This is a genomic window from Pacificimonas pallii (genome assembly GCF_019204005.1).
Classification (GTDB): domain Bacteria; phylum Pseudomonadota; class Alphaproteobacteria; order Sphingomonadales; family Sphingomonadaceae; genus Pacificimonas; species Pacificimonas pallii.
This window is the reverse complement of record NZ_JAGSPA010000003.1, coordinates 640,755-658,438: the sequence shown is the minus strand read 5'-3', so window position 1 is coordinate 658,438 and position 17,684 is coordinate 640,755. Positions and strand designations below refer to the sequence as shown.

Below are 17,684 nucleotides of genomic sequence, written 5' to 3'. Positions count from 1 at the left end.
GTACAAGGCGTCAGCACCCCGTCTCAGCCAACCAGCGGCGCCGCCCCATCGGCATCCAGCACATCGCCGGTCATCACACCGGTGACCGTCACCGCTTTTTCAACGAGGTCGACCGGCGTCCGGCGCAGCACCAGCCGCAGTTTCCGGCCGTCATGACAGGCCAGCATGAACTGCCCCTCCTCGCGCACCAGCCGCCCCGTCACCTGAAGGACATTCTCACCGGCGTCCTCTTCGGTATCGCTCACCCGCGCCGCCGCTGCTGGTTCAGCACTTCATAGGCCATGACCGCGCAGCTGACCGCCACGTTCAGCGAATCCGCCTTGCCCAGCATCGGCATCTTCACCAGCGCGTCGCATGCGGCCTCATAATCATCCGGCAGGCCGGACTGCTCATTGCCCATGAAGATGAAGGTCGGCGCATCATATGACATCGCCTGGTAGTCGGCGCTCGCCTTCAGGCTCGTGCCGACCAGCATGGCGGGGCCCGCGCGCAGCCACTCGAAAAATGCCGCGCCCTGCGCCTGCGCGACCGGCACGGTGAACAAGGCGCCCATCGACGCGCGCACCGCCTCCACGCTGAACGGGTCGCAGCTATGGTCCAGCAGGATCACGCCGCCCGCGCCCACGGCATCCGCCGTACGCAAGATCGTGCCCAGATTGCCGGGATCCTTCAGCGCCTGACAGACGATCCAGATGTCCGCCGCGCCGCGGTCGAGCCGTGCCAGCGCGGTATCCAGCAGCGCGAAGACACCGACAACGCCCTGCGGATTATCCTTGCCGGTAATTTTCGCAAGGATGTCGCGGTGGACTTCCAGAGCCTCCCCGCCCGCGTCTTCCGTCGCCGCGATCAGCCGCGCCGTCAGCTCATGCCGGTCGCCTTCGGCAAAGATCAGGATGCGCGGCGCATGGCCTGCGTCCAGCGCCTCGGCGCAGATGCGCAGTCCCTCGGCCATGAACAGGCCCTCTGCGGCCCGATGTTTTTTCTGCGCCAGCGCGCGGACGCGCTTGACCGTCACGTTGGAAAAGCTGGTAATCTGGCGGGGCATGGCGCGCGGCGGCCGCCTATTCTTCGCCGAACTTGGCTTCGATCAAATCGACCAGCGCATCGACGGCGGCCTCCGCATCGCTGCCGTGACCGCGCACGATCACCGTGTCGCCCGGGCCGGCGGCCAGCATCATCAGGCTCATGATGCTGCGACCCGGCGCGGTCGTGCCATCCTTGTCGACGATGATGTCCGCTTCGAAATCCGTTGCCAGCGTAACGAATTTCGCACTGGCACGGGCGTGCAGCCCGCGGCGGTTGCGGATCGTCACGGGCCTGCAGATGCCGCCACTATCCTCGCGGCCGGTCAGGCGACTTCGCCAAGTATCTTCGACGCCACGGAAATATATTTGCGCCCCGCTTCCTGCGCGGCTTCGATGGCGTCATGCGCGCTCATTTCGCCGCGCACGCTGGCCAGCCGGATCAGCATCGGCAGGTTGATGCCCGCGATGACTTCGACCGCGTTCGATTTGCCCGCGCCCATCAGCGAGATGGCCAGGTTCGACGGTGTGCCGCCGAACATATCGGTCAGGACGATGACACCGGAACCGGAGTCCGTCTCCACGATCGCGTCGGCGATATCCCGCCGCCGTGTTTCCATGTCGTCATGCGCTTCGATGCAGATCGCGGCGATCTGCTGCTGCTTTCCCACGACGTGCTCCATGGCCGAAATGAACTCGCGCGCGAGCCCGCCATGTGTAACCAAAACCATACCAAGCATGAGATCTACGCTGTTACCCCCGCGCCGCCAGCTTCCGCCTCGGCACCTTCACTATGTCCGAACACATCGCGGTGGACCACGTTGGGCTGAATGCCGGATGCACGCAGGTCCGCCGCAAGGCGCTCCGTCACGAAAACGGATCGATGGCGACCGCCTGTACAGCCAATCGCGATGGTAAGATAGGCCTTTCCTTCACGCGAATAGGCCGGGATCAGCGACTGAACGAGACCCGAGATCCGCTCATAGGCGTCATCGAAAGACGGGTCTTTGGCGACATATTCGCCGATTTCGGGATCCAGTCCGGTCAGGGGCCGCAAAGTCTCCACCCAGTGCGGATTGGCCAGGAACCGCATGTCGAACATCATGTCCGCGTCTCTCGGCACGCCCCTCGCAAAGCCGAACGACATCAGCGTCAGTGTCAGGCCCGCATTGGGGGCACCGCCGAACTTCTGCCGGATCGAGCGCCTGAGGTCGTGAACGCTATATTCGGTGGTATCGATGACGATGTCCGCCCAGCGCCGCAGCGGGGCGAGCGATTCGCGCTCGCGTGCGATGCCGTCCGTGGCGGGCCGGTCCTGCGCCAGGGGATGACGGCGGCGGGTCTCTGAAAAGCGCCGTACCAGCTCACCGCCGGCGCAGTCCAGGAACAGCACGCGCGCATCATTTCCCGCTTCGCGCAGTTCCTTGATGCGGGTGACGACCTTATTGGGCGCAAATGCGCGCGTGCGGGCATCGATGCCCACCGCGACCGGGCGATCCTGCAATTCCTCGCCCGTATCCAGCTTCAACAGGCGGTTCAGCAGTGACAGCGGCAGATTGTCGACCACTTCATATCCGCGGTCCTCGAGCGCGCGCAGCGCCGTCGATTTCCCGGCACCCGACATGCCGGTGACGATCAGCAGCGGCGGGCGCCGTTTGGCCCCCGATGCGCTGCCGGTCTCTGTCGGGGAAGAGGCGGGCGAGTCGGCCATGTGGCGTTAAAGTACAGCATTCGGCGGCATGCCGATACCCATACCGACCAATATGGGCGCAGATGCCGCTCTGGCGTCGATCTGACGCGACGGCAGCGCCACGCCGCAAAAATGGCGTTCCTCCTCAACCGGCATGCGGGCGGGATCGTTCGACAGCGCGAAATGATGCGTGACGCGGGTGCGCCCTGCCGCGGGGACGTCCAGGATTCCCAGGCCGCGCGCTTCGATCCTGCCGGCAAAGCCGGGAACCGCATCACCGTAAAGCACGCCGCCCACCGCCGCCAATATGACCTGGTCGTCGGCGACCAGCATCCCCCCCCGGTCGATCAGCCGGATGGCGAGGTCGGATTTCCCCGCGCCGCTGTCTCCTGTCAGAAGGACGCCCGCATGCCCCAGCCGGACCATCGTCGCGTGGATGCGTTCGCTGGTCATGCGGCGGGCAACGTCGCCACGAACCGCGCGCCGCCCTCGGCGCGGGTGTGGGCTGCGATGGTGCCGTCATGCGCCTCGACGATGGCGCGGGATATGGCGAGGCCGAGGCCGCTGTGCCGCCCGAAATCCTCGCTCTGCGGCCGCTCGGAATAAAAGCGTTTGAAGATCTTCTCTTCCGTGCCGGGCGGGATGCCGGGGCCGGCATCCTCCACATAGAATATCACATCGCCGCCGCCGCGCGCCGCGCCGACCTGCACGATGCCGCCATCGGGAGAGAAGCTGATCGCATTGTCGATCAGGTTGCGAACGACCTGGGCCAGGCGTCGCTCATCGGCAAGGATACAGGTGGTCCCCTGTCCCGGCCGGGCAAGCGCCAGTTCGATATTCCGGGGCAGGCCGCGCTCTTCATACAGCGTCACCACCGCCTCCAGCATCGCGCCCAGATCGACCCGTTCGAACCGCGCGCGGCTCAGTTCCGCGTCCAGCCGGGACGCGTCCGAAATGTCGCTGATCAGCCTGTCCAGGCGGTCGATATCGGCCTTCACGATCTTCAGCAGCTGCGCCCGCAGGTCCGGGTCCTCCACCCGTTCCAGCCCTTCGATCGCGCTTCTCAGCGACGCGAGCGGATTTTTCAGTTCATGCGCCACGTCCGCCGCAAAGGCCTCGGTCGCATCGATCCGCGACCTCAGCGCACCGGTCATATCGCTAAGGCTGCGGGAAAGTTCGCCGATCTCGTCGCGGCGCAGCTGAAAGCGGGGGACCGTGACTTCGCGCGACCGTCCCAGCCGCACGCGCTGCGCGGCAATCGCCAGCCGTCGCAGCGGCCGTACGATGGTCCGGGCCAGAAAACTCGACAGCAGCATCGACAGGGCCACCACGCCCAGAAAGATCAGGAACATCGCCGCACGTTCCGACCGCACGATGCGCGTGATGTCGCGCGCATTCGCTGACAGCATCAGCGTGCGTCCTTCGGGTAGCGCCGCCGCCGCGAAGGCAACCGGCGTACGATCCGGCGCGTATAACAGCGTTGCCGCCGGCCGGCCCTCGGCCCGGGCCATCGCGATCACCGCATGGGAGGACGCGACATCCGGCGCGTCCAGGTTCATGTCGTCAAGCCTGCGCGCCCCGGCCAGCGCCTCGATGCTCCGGTCCAGCAGCCTGGCGACGTCCTTGCGCAGCGGCTGCGTTTCGGGATCGATCAGCGTGTAGGTGGGCCCCGCCAGATCCCAATTGTCCACCTGCAGCCGACCGTCCGGGCCGTAGACCCTGACCCTGAAACTTGCGATTCGCGCCGCGGCGGCCAGCTGCCTCGCCAGCGCATCGCCGTCGGCGTCGCTTACCGAGGCCGCCAGCAGCGCCGCGGAAACGCGGACCTCCGTCTCCCGCTGCTCCAGCAGGCGCTCGCGAAATCCGTCCAGATACAGCACGCCGCCTGCCAGCATCAGCACGGCAAACAGGTTCACGGCCATGATACGCGTGGTCAGTGACCAGCCGCGCGACCATTTCAGCTGTGAATCGTCGCGCACCGCCACGGCCTATTCGCCCGCGGCGTCCTCGTTGAACCGGTAGCCGACGCCGTACAGCGTCTCTATGGATTCAAACGCGTCATCGACCACGCGGAACTTCTTTCTCAGGCGCTTTATGTGGCTGTCGATCGTACGGTCATCGACATAGACATCGTCCTGATATGCGGCATTCATCAGCTGGTCGCGCGATTTCACGAAACCGGGCCGCTCCGCCAGGGTTTGCAGGATCAGGAATTCGCTGACCGTCAGCGACACGTCCTTGCCGTCCCAGCGCACCCTGTGACGGCCCGTGTCCATCGACAGCCGCCCGCGTTCCAGAATGCGTTCGGCGTCCGCTTCGGTATCGTCATCCTCGGGCTCCGCGCGGCGCGCGGCGCGGCGCAGCACGGCGCGGATACGCTCGATCAGCAGGCGCTGCGAAAACGGCTTGCCGACATAGTCGTCCGCGCCCATGCGCAGGCCGAGCGCCTCGTCGATCTCGGTATCCTTCGACGTCAGGAAGATAACCGGCACCGGGCTCTTCTCACGCAGCTTTTGCAGCAGTTCGATTCCGTCCATGCGCGGCATCTTCACGTCCAGCACGGCAAGGTCGGGCGGATTCTCCACCAGTGCCTTCAGCGCGGCGACCGGGTCGGAATAGACGCGGACGATGAACCCCTCGGCCTGGAGCGCGATGGACACGGATGTCAGGATGTTGCGGTCGTCATCGACCAGCGCGATGGTGGCGGACATGGCTGCGTCTCTAACCTATATGCATACATTCGTCACGACCCTGAAATATCCTGTAGCGCTCTGTTCACGACTTTGGCTTAAGGGGGCGCATATGACTGAACATGAAGACCTGCTTAGGCATCAGCTCGGCAATAGCGAGGCGAAGGCCGACGGACTTGAACGCCTGCTTGAAAAGGCCGTGCGCCACATTCAGGAAATCGCTGTCCCGTTGCCGCCCGAGGGCAGCCGCCGCGCCGCGCTCGCGTTCGTCAACCGCATCGCCGACCTCCTCGATGGCAAGGATATCGACCGCAGTTCCGGCGCGGCGCCCGACGAGGACGCGCTGAAGGGCAGGCGCGTCATCGTACTGGAGGACGAAGTCTATCCCGGCATGGCCCTTCGCGTGATCCTCCTGGACGCCGGTGCCGATCAGGTCCGCCTTTGCAATGGCATCGCCGCCTGCCGCGCGGTCGTCGCTGGCGATTTTGGACCGGACGTCATCGTTCTCGACCTCGATGTCGGCGGCAAGGACGTACGGCCGCTCGCCCGCGAGCTTGCGGACCAGGGCGTGCCCTTCGTCTTTCACACCGGTTTTGCGGATCAGGACCTGCTCTCGACACAATTTCCGAATCACCGCGTGCTGAAGAAGCCGGCGCCCGCCGACGTCCTCGTCGAGGCGGTCGTGGAGGCGATTGAAAGTGCGCAAACCGGCTAAGGTCATGACAAGGCTGGCCTGACATCATTGTCATAAGGGCCAAAGGACAGGTTAACCCTGCCTCTTTTGACGGCGCGAACTTTTTCAGTGTATTGAATGGCATGTTTCAGATGCGGGGTCTGGCGACGCGATGCCGGACCCTCGCTTTTTCACACGACGATAAGGAGACAGCCCCCATGGCTGCGGACCACATTATACCGGCATTCGACCTCACGAAGCAGGGCGTTAGCACCGGTGCGGAACTGCACTGGAACCTGATGACGGCCGCGCTGGTGGAAACATCGGTTGCGCGCGGGGAAGGGCGGCTGTCGCGCCACGGCGCGCTTGTTGTCGAAACCGGCGATCGTACGGGGCGTTCCGCCAAGGACAAGTTCACCGTGAAGGATTCCGAAACCGACGGCAATGTCTGGTTCAACGACGGCAACAAGCCGATGGACCCGGCGCATTTCGCGGCGTTGAAGGCGGACTTCATGGCAGAGCTTGCCAGGAAGGACACGCTGTTTGTGCAGGACCTCTATGGCGGGTCACAGCCGGAACACCGCGTCAAGGTTCGTGTCATTAATGAAATGGCGTGGCATAATCTCTTTATCCGTACGCTGCTCTGCCGTCCGGAGCGCGAGGAACTGACCGATTTCGTACCGGAATTCACGATTATCGACCTGCCGACGTTCACGGCGGACCCTGAACGTCACGGCACGCGCAGCGAGGTGGTTGTCGCGGTCAACTTTACGGAAAAACTGATCCTGATCGGCGGCACGCGCTATGCCGGCGAAATGAAGAAGTCGGTCTTCGGCCTCCTCAACTACCGCCTGCCGGCACAGGGCATCATGCCGATGCACTGCAGCGCCAATATCGGCGATGACGGCAAATCGGCCGTGTTCTTTGGCCTGTCCGGTACGGGCAAGACCACGCTTTCCGCCGATGCCAGCCGCACGCTGATCGGCGATGACGAACATGGCTGGTCCGATACCGCGGTCTTCAATTTCGAAGGCGGCTGCTACGCCAAGATGATCAACCTCGATGCGGAGGCCGAGCCGGAAATCTACGCGACCACGCGGAAATTCGGCACCGTGCTCGAAAATGTCGTGATGGACGAACAGACGCGGGAACTCGACCTGTTCGACAATAGTCTCGCGGAGAATACCCGCGGCGCCTATCCGATCCACTTCATTCCCAATACCAGCGAGAAGAACCTCGGCCCGCCGCCCTCCAATGTCATCATGCTGACGGCGGATGCGTTCGGCGTGCTGCCTCCGATCGCGAAGCTGACACCCGATCAGGCCATGTACCACTTCCTGTCGGGCTACACCGCCAAGGTTGCGGGCACGGAAATCGGCGTGACCGAACCGCAGGCCACCTTCTCGACCTGCTTCGGCGCGCCGTTCATGCCGCGCCATCCCAGCGTCTATGGCAACCTTCTCAAGAAGCGCATCGCCGAAGGCGGCGTTGACTGCTGGCTGGTCAATACCGGCTGGACCGGCGGCCAGTACGGCACCGGCAACCGCATGCCGATCAAGGCAACGCGCGCCTTGCTGAACGCCGCGCTCGACGGCAGCCTGAAGGATGCGGAATTCCGCACCGATCCGAACTTCGGCTTCCAGGTGCCGGTCTCGGTCCCCGGTGTCGACGACGGCATTCTCGACCCGCGCTCGACCTGGTCCGACAAGGCCGCCTATGACGAAAAGGCCGCGCACCTCGTCGGCCTGTTCATCAAGAACTTCACGCAGTTCGAAGACCATGTGGACTCAGGCGTCCGCAACGCCGCGCCAAAGGCGGCGTAGCGGGTACGAAGATTCTGCAATATCCTTGTTTGATCATCCCTCGATTTCGCTCGGGATGATGGGGTGTGCATATTGCGCATCCGCATTTCGAATTCCCGTCCGCTTGGCGCGAACATAGGACCGCTACGCGGCACCTTCCGCGTGCCCTGATGGCACCATCCGCCGCCCACACTGGCAACTTCGCGCATCGCCCGCCCGCGGGACGGCGACTCGCTGGTTGAACGGCATTTCGTCCGCCATTCCAGCGCGGTACCGAAACCACTTTCCTACACCCGCACAGATCAGAAATACTTGCCGCGCACAGCTCCGTGCCCCGCGCTCTTTCTCATGGAAATCAACGGCGAACGTCACACCGATACCCAAAAGCGTGTCACCTTCGCCAACTTCAGCAACCCAGGCGAAGCGAACATATTCGCGGGTGCGCTCACAAAACCGGGTCATCCTGAACGCAGTCGAAGGACGCGCTCATGTTCCTGCAAACCCGGATGGGTCCCGATACGGGGCTCGGGACCATCCGATGCGGTGCATGGCCTTGGCAGGTTGTCACTCTTCCCTTGGGTCGCGGGCCGTGCCCCGCTAGGACATCGGCATGTCCGCAAAAAAGCAGAATCACCTCTATCTCGTCGATGGCTCCGGCTACATCTTCCGGGCCTATCACCGTCTGCCGCCGCTCACCAACAGGCACGGCGAACCGGCCGGGGCGGTCTATGGCTTCACGTCGATGATCTGGAAGCTGATTGACGAGCTGAACGATGCCGACGGACCGACGCACATGGCGGTGATCCTCGATCATTCGTCGCATTCGTTCCGCAATGACATGTATGCGGACTACAAGGCGCAGCGCCCCGATCCGCCGGAGGATCTGAAACCGCAATTTCCGATCATCCGCGATGCCGTCCGGGCCTTCTCGGTCCCCTGTATCGAGCAGGAGGGCATTGAGGCCGACGACATCATCGCCTGCTACGCGCGCGCCGCGACAAAGGCCGGGTGGAAAACCACCATCGTCTCGTCCGACAAGGATTTGATGCAGCTGATCGATGGCACCAATGTCGATATGCTCGACACGATGAAAAGCCTGCGCATCGGCCCCGCGGAGGTTGAGGAGAAATTCGGCGTCCCGCCGGAAAAGATCGGCGAGCTGCTCGCGCTGATGGGCGACAGTGTCGATAATATTCCAGGCGTCAAAGGCGTTGGGCCCAAAACCGCCGCGAAGCTGATTCTGGAATATGGCGACACTGAAGGTGTCATCGCCAATGCCGGTAAGATCAAGCAGAACAAGCTGCGTGAGAATATCCAGAATTCGACTGAGGAGATCCGGATTTCCCGCAAGCTGGTGGAGCTTTACTGTGACTGGGAGCTGGCCGAGCCGCTCGATGCGCTTGCGCTCGCCGAACCTGCTGTCGAACCGCTACAGGCCTTCCTTGAACATCATGGCTTCAAGACCATGCTCGCCAAGCTTGGCGTCAAATCGTCCGGCATACCAAAGCCGGCCGAAGCGGCCGCGTCGCCGGCCGTGCAGGAACCCTTCGATACGTCAGCCTATGAATGCGTGACGACGATGGATGCGCTCAACCGGTGGATTGCGGAGGCCGCGGCGCTCGGCACTGTCGGCTTCGATATCGAGACCAACGATATCAACGCCATGCGGGCTGATCTGGTTGGCGTTTCGATGGCCACCGCGCCCGGAAAAGCCTGCTACATCCCGCTTGCGCACATATCCGGTGAGGGGCTGTTGGGGGAATCGGTGGACCAGCTCGACAAGGCGGCGGCGCTCGCCAGGCTGAAGCCTCTGCTGGAGGATCCGTCGGTCCTGAAGATCGGCCATAATCTGAAATATGACCTGCTCGTCCTTTTGAACCGGGAGGGGATAAACCTCGCTCCCATCGAGGACACCATGCTGATCGGCTACGCGCTGGAAGGCGGCAGTCATATCGGCGGCGCGCACGGCCTCGACCCCGCGGCGAAGCGTGAATTCGATCATACGACCATCAAGTTCAAGGAGGTTGCGGGTACCGGTAAATCGGCCGTCACATTCGATCGGGTCGAGCTGCGAAAGGCGACCGAATACGCCGCCGAGGACGCGGATATTGCGCTCCGCCTGCACCGGGCGTGGAAGCCGCGCCTGTGGCGTGAGCGGCTGACGAGCGTTTACGAGCGGCTGGAACGCCCGCTCGTGCCCGTGCTTGCCCGCATGGAACGGCGCGGCATCTCCGTCGACCGCGCCGCGCTTTCCCGGCTCAGTGCCGATTATGCCGAACGCATGACGGAATTCGAGAAGACCGCCTATGAACTGGCCGGGCGCGAATTCAACATCGGTTCGCCCAAGCAGCTTGGTGAAATCCTGTTCGGCGAAATGGGGCTGGAGGGCGGCAGGAAATCGTCCAAGACCGGTGCCTATTCCACGGACGCCGATGTCCTGGAGAAGCTCGCGGCGGACGGCGTCGGCATCGCGCAGACGGTTGTGGACTGGCGCCAATTGTCAAAGCTGAAATCGACCTATGCCGATGCGCTGGTCGCGGCGATCAATCCCGATACGGGCCGCGTGCACACCAATTTTCAGATGGCGGCAACGACGACGGGCCGCCTGTCCTCAAGCGATCCGAACCTGCAGAACATCCCGATCCGCACGGAAGAGGGCGCGAAGATCCGCGAAACCTTCGTACCGGAAACCGGCAATCTGCTGCTGGCGGCCGATTATTCACAGATCGAGCTGCGCCTGCTCGCGCATATCGCTGACATTCCGCAGCTGAAGCAGGCGTTTGCGGATGGCATCGACATTCACGCGCTGACCGCCAGCGAGATGTTCGGCGTGGCGATTGAGGGCATGGACCCGCTGGTGCGCCGTCAGGCCAAGGCCATCAATTTCGGCATTATTTACGGGATCAGCGCCTTTGGCCTCGCCCGCAATCTCGGCATCGATCGCAGTGAGGCGGCGGACTATATCGACCGCTATTTCGACCGCTTCCCCGGCATCAGGACGTATATGAACGAGACGAAGCTGAAAGCGCGCGAGAAGGGGTATGTGGAAACGCTCTTCGGCCGCCGTACGCATACGCCCTACATTAAATCGAGCCGCCAGAATGAGCGCGGCTTTGCCGAGCGCGCCGCCATCAACGCGCCCATTCAGGGCACCGCCGCGGACATCATCCGCCGCGCCATGACGCGCATCGAACCCGCGCTCGCCGAGGCGGGGGTGGAAAGCGCGCAGATGCTGCTGCAGGTGCATGACGAACTCGTGTTCGAGGTACCCGAAGCCGACGCGGATGCGGCGGGCCGTATCATCAGGAATGTCATGGAAACCGCCTGCGCCCCTGTTCTGGAGCTTGATGTCCCCCTTGTGGTGGATATCGGCACCGGCAAGACCTGGGGCGAGGCACATTGATCAGGAGCAAAACGCATGTCCGAAGACGAAAAAAAGGAAATCACCGATACGCCGCCCGACCGCCTTTCGGTCAGCCCGGGCAGTGACCATTACGAGCCCGAACATCTTGAGCGCGGTATCGGCATTCGCTTCAACGGTGTCGAGCGGCATAATGTCGAGGAATATTGCGTGTCGGAAGGCTGGATAAAGGTTGCCGCGGGCAAGGCGCGCGATCGTAACGGCAATCCGATGACGATTAAGCTGAAGGGCGTCGTCGAGCCGTTTTACGAAAGCTGATCGCGCGCGCCTTCCGCATCAATTTTTTCCGTCAGCCTCACGACTTCTTTACCTTAATCAGGGCAGGAACGGTCTATGGGGCGCCACTGCCGGATGCCCTGTTTCCTAAAGGATGGCACTGCATCTGATGTTCGCACGCAGGCTGAAATTTCGAATGCTGGCCCTTCAGGGGTTTCTGTTCCTGATGCTGGTCGGCCTGACGGCGTTTATGAGCCGCTCTTTCGGCGACGTGATCCCCGTGTGGCTGTTCTTCGTGGCCTGCCTCTCTTTGGGCGCCGTCGCCCTGCTCTGTTCGCAGGTACTGGTCGCCCGCGCGCTGGACCCGATAAGCCGTGCCATCGAAGAAATTGAAACGACTGTGCAAAAAGCGGGCAGGGATCATGCGTTGCCGGATTTCAGCGTCGGCACGCGTATTGTCCTTCCCGAGGTGACAAGATCCATTGACCGCGCCGTTGATCGCATGCGGAATTCCTATTCCGAGATGGAGAGCACCGCGCTGACCGATGCCGTGACCGGCCTTCCCAACCGGCTGCACTTTTCCGCATTGGTCCGTAAACATCTTCCCTATGAAGACGATGATGCCGGGGCGCTGCTGTTCATCGATCTCGACCAGTTCAAGGCGGTGAATGACAGTTTGGGCCATTCCATAGGCGACGAGCTGTTGCAGGCTTTTGCGCAGCGGGTCCGGGGCCTGTTGCGCAAGGGCAACTCCATTTTCGCGCGTCTGGCGGGCGACGAATTCACAATCTTCCTGCCAGGCAAGGGCGGCATCGAGATTTCACAGGCGGTTGCGGACCGCGTGCTGGAGGCCCTGACACGGCCTTTCACGATTGGCGAGCACCGACTGACGGTCGGGGCCAGCATCGGCATTTGTCATGCACCGGCTGATGGCAATGACTATGACACGCTGATGCGCAATGCGGATACGGCCATGTACCGTGCCAAGGCGCTGGGCCGGAATCGCGCGCAGCTGTTCGAGGCCGCGATGCACGATCAGGCCCGCGAGCGGCTGGAGCTGGAAAATGCGCTGCGCGGTGCCGTCGACGCCGGCGAGTTCATAATCCACCTGCAGCCGCAGGTGGACTGCAAGACTGGTCAGATCCGCGCTGCCGAAGCGCTGCTGCGCTGGGAGCACCCGGTACGCGGCCTGCTCCCCGCGGGCGAATTTATCAACGTGGCGGAAGAGACCGGTACCATTGTCGAGATCGGCACCTGGGTTTTGGAAGAGTCGTTGGGCATTATCGGAAAGTTGCAGGGGCTTGGACCGAATTTCCGTCTTTCGGTAAATGTTTCGGTGCGCCAGATTCTGGCACCCGGCTTTGTCGACAGCGTCGAACATGCGCTGGAAAAGACGGGTGCTGATCCGAAACAGCTGGAGCTTGAAATCACCGAGGCGCTCGTGATGGAGGATATCGCCGACATCGCGCCGAAGCTGGCCTATGTCCGCAGCCTGGGTATCAGCATTGCCGTCGACGATTTCGGCACGGGGTATTCGAATCTTGCGCGCCTGAAGGCGCTCCCCATTGATCGTGTGAAGATCGACCAGTCCCTCGTGCGTGACATCTCGGCATCGGGCAGTTCACGGACCATCGTGCAGGCAATCGTCAGCCTGGCCCAGGGACTTGGCTATGAAAGCGTGGCGGAAGGGGTCGAGGCCGAGGTGCAGCAAGAACTGCTGACCCTGATGGGCTGCGAGGTCATGCAGGGTTTCAGTATTGGCAGGCCAATGGATGAGGACGCGTTTTTCGCCTGGGCGAAGATCGCGAGCGGCATGCCTGATATCTCAATGAGCCCGCAGGATCACCACGCGACAGGATGACGGAATTCCGGTTTCCGGGGTAAAGACGCCGCGCTCGGCGTCGCGGCGCCCGCGATCCTCGATCGCCTTGCTGGCGCCCGGGCAGGACAGGATGACGTCCGCGCGTGACAATTCCCTCAGATCCCTCAATGTCAGATCATCGGGATCCGCGGATCGCGGTCGCAGGTCATAGACGGACGACGGGTCGCCCTGACCCGCCGCAAGAGCATCCAAGATCGCCGCCTCTGGCTGTTCGGCGGCACCCAGCGGGTCGAGCGCCGCGCCGGGCGCCATCAACCCATCCCAGAACAGGCGGCGCGCACCGGGCGTGTCCAATGTCTGGTTCACGCGCGGGCGGAGCGTCCGCACGGCCTGCGCGATCTCGCCGAGACGTGCCGGTAGCAAGGCCTCCAGCCGCTCCCGCAGGGTCTTCGACAATGTAGCCGACGCACCGCCCGATCCAATGGCGATGGTAATCGGCGCGCGGTCGACAATGGCCGGGAAACTGAAATCGCAAAGTGCGGGCTTGTCCACGACGTTCACCAGCAGACCGGCAGCGCGCAGTCTGGCGGCTTCGTGCGCCGCTTCGTCCGCATCATCAATGGCGAGAACGGCGATCCGCGTGCCGGGCGTCGGGCGCGTGACGATATTCGCACCTGCCGCCTCAAGGAGGCGGCGCTTCGGCGCCGCACCTTCGCCGTCACCGAACAGCATCACGTCCCGGTTCCGCAGCAGTAGAAAGACGGGTAGCGCCTGCATGGAGGAGGTATCGGGTGGCCGCGAGCTAATCGTCGTCAGGCAGACCGCGCGCCAAACGGCCGGCGCCGACAAGAACAACGCCGGATTCCGCAGCAAGCGCGTCCAGCCCCGATAGTGCCTTGATGGTTTCCGCCGTCGGACGCGCATAACCGATCGCCCAGCCCCGCCGCTTTGCGGTGGAGATCAATGCCGAAAGATTGCTCTCAATGTTTGCGACGGTCGCAGGTTCGTCGAGGAAGCGGTCATTCGACCGGGAGGAAACGCCGTTTTCCCGAGCCGTGCGTTCGGCAACGCTGCGCGTAGATGCGCGGGCGTCGATATACGTAAGCCCGCGCAGATGCAGTTCCTTCATGACCGGCTGCAGGGCATTGGCATCCTGTGTGAAAGCGCTTCCCATCATACCGGTCACGCCATCGAGTTCACTGAAACGGGAAAGCGCCCAGTTCAAACGCTCAAGATTGTCATCGGCGGTCGCGGCCCGCAGCAATGTGTTCCGTCCGGGGCTAATCGCCGGATAGCGCTGCGGCTCCATCGGGATCGATGCGAAGACTTCATGCCCATCGGCATGCGCTTCGCGCGCAAGTTCCATCGACGCGCGGGCATAGGGACTGAAAGTGAGTGTCACACCACGCGGCAGCTGTTCGATCGCACTTCTGGAGAGGTTGGCATCCGGTCCAAGCTCGGTCATCACAACCGCAATCCTAGGGCCATCGGGAAGCGGCGCATCTGCGACTTCCCGCCCGCCATCCGCACGCGCATCACTGCCCGCTTCTTCCTCACCTGCCGTTTCATCCCGGCCGCGGCCGCGATTCGCCTCAAGCTCGGCAATATCTTCATCCGTAAGCTCGGCGATCGGGGGGCGTACCTCTGCCTGAAGCGGCGGGGAATTCCGCCCTTGATCATTCTCACCGCGCGCTGCCTGCGCCGGGGCAAGCGGACTCAGCAATTGCGCGAACAGGGTGGCAAGGCCGACGAATATCACGGCGCCGACAAGGACGGTCATAAATACCTTTCCAGAGCTCATCTGCCTCGCCATCGGCGCCTAGTTTCCTGCACTCGCGGTCTGCACTTCGGCTTTGCCGGTAAGGCGCCCAAGGATGTCCAACGCATAATGCAGCTGGTAATCCTCAATGCCCTTTTCCTCGAGTTCTTCCGTCGTGATTTCGAAACGCGGATTGGCCTTCGCATCGTCCTCGACGATACTCTGATCCTCAACGTTCGAATTTCGCAGCGCCTGCCGCAGATCGCTTTCCCGGACGATACGGCGGTCCCGGCGACTGGCGTCAGTCAGTTGAGGAACCACGATGTCGGGTTCGATCCCGGCTTCCTGCACCGAACGTCCGGACGGCGTGTAGTAACGCGCTGTCGTCAGACGCAGCGCCGTGTCCGTGCTGAGCGGGATAAGCGTCTGCACCGAGCCCTTTCCGAAGCTGCGCGCGCCGATCACCAGAGCGCGGCGATGGTCCTGCAGCGCGCCTGCGACAATTTCCGAGGCGGAGGCGGAGCCCTCATCGACCAGGATGATGATCGGTTTGCCGTGCGTCTGGTCCTCGGTGCGGGCGAAATAGCGCAGGACATCGCCCTTGGCCCGGCCACGCTGGGACACGATCTCTCCGCCATTGTCCATGAAGGCATCCGTGACTTCGATGGCCTGATCGAGGAGGCCGCCGGGATTGGAGCGCAGGTCAATGACGTAGCCAAGCAGCGGTTTACCGACTTTCTTCTCAATCGCGTCGATCGCCTCGCGCGTGGCGGGACCGGTCTGCTTGTTGAAGGTCGAAATGCGGATCACGCCGACATTGTCGGTGACTTCCCAGCGCACAGGCTTCAATTCGATGACAGCGCGGGTAATGCTGATTTCGAGCGGCTTGGTTTCACCGGGACGGATGACGGTCAGCGAAATGGGGGTGCCTGGCGGGCCGCGCATCTGCTCGACGGCTTCATTCAGGCTGAGTCCGTAGATGAGCTCATCGTCGATATGAGTGATGTAATCGCCCGCCTTGATGCCGGCTTTTGATGCAGGCGTGTCGTCGGTTGGCGCGATCACCTTCACCACGCCGTCTTCCATCGTCACGGAAAGGCCAAGGCCGCCATATTCACCGTCCGTCTGGGTCCGCATGTTCTCGACATCGCGCGCGGCCAGGAAGCTGGAATGCGGATCGAGACTGGCGAGCATGCCGTTAATGGCGCCTTCCAACAGCTGTTCGTCAGTCACTTCCTCGACATATTCCGAGCGAACGCGCTCAAATACGTCCATCAGCTGGTCGAGCTGGCGATATGTGTCCGGACCATCGGCAGCCTGCACGCTCGTTTGCGTTGGTATCAAGGCGGCGATGCCGAGCGGCAGAAACGCGTAGAGAATGCGATGTTTCATCGGATGGTCCTTCCCCTTGGGGACAAAAATCTCCCGGACAGGGTAGCATAATGAATGTGAACGATACAGCAACGGATACGGGATAAATGATCATCGCCCCCTGAAGCGTGCCCGCCGTGCCGCGCGCGGTGATCGGCCCTGAAGGCGATCATGATTGACAGGTTCGCGCGATGCCATGGCCGCATCCACCTCTCTTGCGCGATTGTCCGGCCATGCCGACAGACATGATCTTACGCGAAAACAAGACAAGGTGGGCGGCTGCTTCCCGCCAGCGACGCATGACGAGGGGGCAGCAGGAAGCGGAGAACGCGCTTATCCCAGTTCCCGACCCGCAGTTTCACCGCCGGGACAAAAAGAATGATTTCTGTCAAAACAGTCCCGGAATCATTATCAGAGGTCCTGTGCCAGGAATTATGGAAACATTATCGGTCGCCTGCGAAGCCTGTCCGGTTCGAAACAAAGCCATTTGCGCCGCCCTTAGCGGCCCCGAATTGTCTGGCCTGCGCCAAATCCGCCGACACCAGTTCATTCCGGCCGGTCAAACACTCGTCTGGGAGGGGGATGACGCTTTTGTCGTCGCAAGTGTGACGGCAGGCGTTCTCAAACTCACCAAATCGCTGGGCGACGGCAAGGAACAGATTGTCGGCCTTGCCTTTCCAGCGGATTTCGTCGGCCGACCCTTTCACGACAAGACGATGAGCACTGTCACGGCGTTAACGGACACGGAGGTCTGCGTTTTCAGACGCGAGGATTTCGACAATTTCGCGCGCGAGCATCCTGAACTTGAACACAAGCTGCTCGAGCGGACGCTTGCCGAACTGGAACGTGCGCGCGAATGGATGACGCGTCTGGGCCGAAAAACGGCCAGCGAAAAAGTATCGAGTTTCGTGCTCGACATTTCCGAACGCCTGTCTGCGGAGACCTGTCACGGCTCGACCGTGCTGGACCGGTTTGAGCTGCCCTTTGGCAGGCAGCAGGTCGCCGATATTCTTGGCCTGACGATCGAGACGGTCAGCCGCCAGATGACGTCACTGAAACGGCAGGGACTCATCGGTTTGAGCGGACGCCGGACGATCCAGATCCTGAACCGGGAGGGGCTTGCCAAGGCCGCGGAAAGCTAGGCTTTACAACTCGTCGGTCAAAATTGATTGAGGTCAATGTTTCGCCGGCCTCCATTCGCCATTCCGGTCCGCAGGG

Annotated in this window: 17 protein-coding genes; 6 read left to right on the top strand and 11 right to left on the bottom strand. The window is 62.6% G+C overall.

What is annotated here, in order from left to right; translation table 11 throughout:
- Window positions 1-23 precede the first annotated feature (23 nt).
- From KCG44_RS11645 to KCG44_RS11610, 8 genes are read right to left on the bottom strand one after another with little or no spacing between them, the layout of a single operon-like run.
- Window positions 24-245: a DUF5818 domain-containing protein gene (locus tag KCG44_RS11645; RefSeq protein ID WP_369411976.1), complete on the bottom strand. Its 222-nt coding sequence runs from the start codon at window positions 243-245 to the stop codon at window positions 24-26.
- Window positions 242-1,045, bottom strand: coding sequence for a TrmH family RNA methyltransferase (locus KCG44_RS11640; protein WP_218446246.1), 804 nt, complete (start codon window positions 1,043-1,045; stop codon window positions 242-244). Before KCG44_RS11640 ends, KCG44_RS11645 begins: the two co-directional genes overlap by 4 nt.
- 16 nt (window positions 1,046-1,061) lie before the next feature.
- Complete coding sequence (locus tag KCG44_RS11635; RefSeq protein WP_369411975.1) at window positions 1,062-1,313, bottom strand: HPr family phosphocarrier protein; 252 nt, start codon at window positions 1,311-1,313, stop codon at window positions 1,062-1,064.
- 35 nt (window positions 1,314-1,348) lie between these two features.
- Window positions 1,349-1,762 (bottom strand): PTS sugar transporter subunit IIA, encoded by a 414-nt coding sequence (locus KCG44_RS11630; RefSeq protein ID WP_218446245.1) that lies wholly within the window; start codon window positions 1,760-1,762, stop codon window positions 1,349-1,351.
- 5 nt (window positions 1,763-1,767) lie between these two features.
- On the bottom strand, window positions 1,768-2,733 hold the full coding sequence (gene rapZ, locus KCG44_RS11625) for an RNase adapter RapZ (protein ID WP_218446244.1): 966 nt from the start codon (window positions 2,731-2,733) through the stop codon (window positions 1,768-1,770).
- Between the two features lie 6 nt (window positions 2,734-2,739).
- On the bottom strand, window positions 2,740-3,165 hold the full coding sequence (locus KCG44_RS11620) for an HPr kinase/phosphorylase (protein WP_218446243.1): 426 nt from the start codon (window positions 3,163-3,165) through the stop codon (window positions 2,740-2,742).
- Complete coding sequence (locus tag KCG44_RS11615) at window positions 3,162-4,691, bottom strand: ATP-binding protein (RefSeq protein ID WP_369411974.1); 1,530 nt, start codon at window positions 4,689-4,691, stop codon at window positions 3,162-3,164. Before KCG44_RS11615 ends, KCG44_RS11620 begins: the two co-directional genes overlap by 4 nt.
- Window positions 4,692-4,700: 9 nt before the next feature.
- The gene (locus KCG44_RS11610) at window positions 4,701-5,423 is read right to left on the bottom strand and encodes a response regulator transcription factor (protein WP_218446242.1); all 723 of its coding nucleotides are present in this window, start codon (window positions 5,421-5,423) and stop codon (window positions 4,701-4,703) included.
- 91 nt (window positions 5,424-5,514) lie between these two features.
- Between KCG44_RS11610 and KCG44_RS11605 the strand changes: the two genes are divergently transcribed.
- The 5 genes from KCG44_RS11605 to KCG44_RS11585 all read left to right on the top strand — a co-directional run bounded on the left by KCG44_RS11605 (window position 5,515) and on the right by KCG44_RS11585 (window position 13,375).
- Window positions 5,515-6,117 carry a response regulator gene (locus tag KCG44_RS11605; protein WP_218446241.1) on the top strand — a complete coding sequence of 201 codons (603 nt, stop codon included), beginning with the start codon at window positions 5,515-5,517 and terminating at the stop codon, window positions 6,115-6,117.
- A gap of 176 nt (window positions 6,118-6,293) precedes the next feature.
- Window positions 6,294-7,898: a phosphoenolpyruvate carboxykinase gene (locus KCG44_RS11600; RefSeq protein ID WP_218446240.1), complete on the top strand. Its 1,605-nt coding sequence runs from the start codon at window positions 6,294-6,296 to the stop codon at window positions 7,896-7,898.
- Window positions 7,899-8,487: 589 nt separating this feature from the next.
- Window positions 8,488-11,280, top strand: a complete 2,793-nt coding sequence (polA, locus tag KCG44_RS11595; RefSeq protein WP_218446239.1) for a DNA polymerase I — start codon at window positions 8,488-8,490, stop codon at window positions 11,278-11,280.
- A gap of 39 nt (window positions 11,281-11,319) precedes the next feature.
- Window positions 11,320-11,556 (top strand): DUF3297 family protein, encoded by a 237-nt coding sequence (locus KCG44_RS11590; RefSeq protein ID WP_218446323.1) that lies wholly within the window; start codon window positions 11,320-11,322, stop codon window positions 11,554-11,556.
- Between the two features lie 127 nt (window positions 11,557-11,683).
- On the top strand, window positions 11,684-13,375 hold the full coding sequence (locus KCG44_RS11585; protein ID WP_218446238.1) for a putative bifunctional diguanylate cyclase/phosphodiesterase: 1,692 nt from the start codon (window positions 11,684-11,686) through the stop codon (window positions 13,373-13,375).
- Here KCG44_RS11585 and KCG44_RS11580 read toward each other — a convergent pair.
- From KCG44_RS11580 to KCG44_RS11570, 3 genes are read right to left on the bottom strand one after another with little or no spacing between them, the layout of a single operon-like run.
- Window positions 13,340-14,113, bottom strand: coding sequence for a precorrin-2 dehydrogenase/sirohydrochlorin ferrochelatase family protein (locus tag KCG44_RS11580; protein WP_218446237.1), 774 nt, complete (start codon window positions 14,111-14,113; stop codon window positions 13,340-13,342). The genes KCG44_RS11585 and KCG44_RS11580 overlap by 36 nt on opposite strands.
- 25 nt (window positions 14,114-14,138) lie before the next feature.
- Window positions 14,139-15,116 carry a divergent polysaccharide deacetylase family protein gene (locus tag KCG44_RS11575; protein WP_218446236.1) on the bottom strand — a complete coding sequence of 326 codons (978 nt, stop codon included), beginning with the start codon at window positions 15,114-15,116 and terminating at the stop codon, window positions 14,139-14,141.
- A gap of 39 nt (window positions 15,117-15,155) precedes the next feature.
- A complete protein-coding gene (locus KCG44_RS11570; RefSeq protein ID WP_218446235.1) occupies window positions 15,156-16,487 on the bottom strand; it encodes a S41 family peptidase in 1,332 nt (443 codons plus the stop codon).
- A gap of 413 nt (window positions 16,488-16,900) precedes the next feature.
- Between KCG44_RS11570 and KCG44_RS11565 the strand changes: the two genes are divergently transcribed.
- On the top strand, window positions 16,901-17,608 hold the full coding sequence (locus KCG44_RS11565) for a Crp/Fnr family transcriptional regulator (protein WP_218446234.1): 708 nt from the start codon (window positions 16,901-16,903) through the stop codon (window positions 17,606-17,608).
- The last annotated feature ends 76 nt before the right edge of the window (window positions 17,609-17,684 follow it).

Excerpts from the sequence above, each read along its gene's own strand:
- KCG44_RS11640 (WP_218446246.1), bottom strand. The coding sequence starts at position 1,045 with ATGCCCCGCCAGATTACCAGCTTTTCCAACGTGACGGTCAAGCGCGTC.
- KCG44_RS11630 (WP_218446245.1), bottom strand. The coding sequence starts at position 1,762 with ATGCTTGGTATGGTTTTGGTTACACATGGCGGGCTCGCGCGCGAGTTC.
- rapZ (WP_218446244.1), bottom strand. The coding sequence starts at position 2,733 with ATGGCCGACTCGCCCGCCTCTTCCCCGACAGAGACCGGCAGCGCATCG.
- KCG44_RS11620 (WP_218446243.1), bottom strand. The coding sequence starts at position 3,165 with ATGACCAGCGAACGCATCCACGCGACGATGGTCCGGCTGGGGCATGCG.
- KCG44_RS11610 (WP_218446242.1), bottom strand. The coding sequence starts at position 5,423 with ATGTCCGCCACCATCGCGCTGGTCGATGACGACCGCAACATCCTGACA.
- KCG44_RS11605 (WP_218446241.1), top strand. The coding sequence starts at position 5,515 with ATGACTGAACATGAAGACCTGCTTAGGCATCAGCTCGGCAATAGCGAG.
- KCG44_RS11600 (WP_218446240.1), top strand. The coding sequence starts at position 6,294 with ATGGCTGCGGACCACATTATACCGGCATTCGACCTCACGAAGCAGGGC.
- polA (WP_218446239.1), top strand. The coding sequence starts at position 8,488 with ATGTCCGCAAAAAAGCAGAATCACCTCTATCTCGTCGATGGCTCCGGC.
- KCG44_RS11585 (WP_218446238.1), top strand. The coding sequence starts at position 11,684 with ATGTTCGCACGCAGGCTGAAATTTCGAATGCTGGCCCTTCAGGGGTTT.
- KCG44_RS11580 (WP_218446237.1), bottom strand. The coding sequence starts at position 14,113 with ATGCAGGCGCTACCCGTCTTTCTACTGCTGCGGAACCGGGACGTGATG.
- KCG44_RS11575 (WP_218446236.1), bottom strand. The coding sequence starts at position 15,116 with ATGACCGTCCTTGTCGGCGCCGTGATATTCGTCGGCCTTGCCACCCTG.
- KCG44_RS11570 (WP_218446235.1), bottom strand. The coding sequence starts at position 16,487 with ATGAAACATCGCATTCTCTACGCGTTTCTGCCGCTCGGCATCGCCGCC.
- KCG44_RS11565 (WP_218446234.1), top strand. The coding sequence starts at position 16,901 with ATGGAAACATTATCGGTCGCCTGCGAAGCCTGTCCGGTTCGAAACAAA.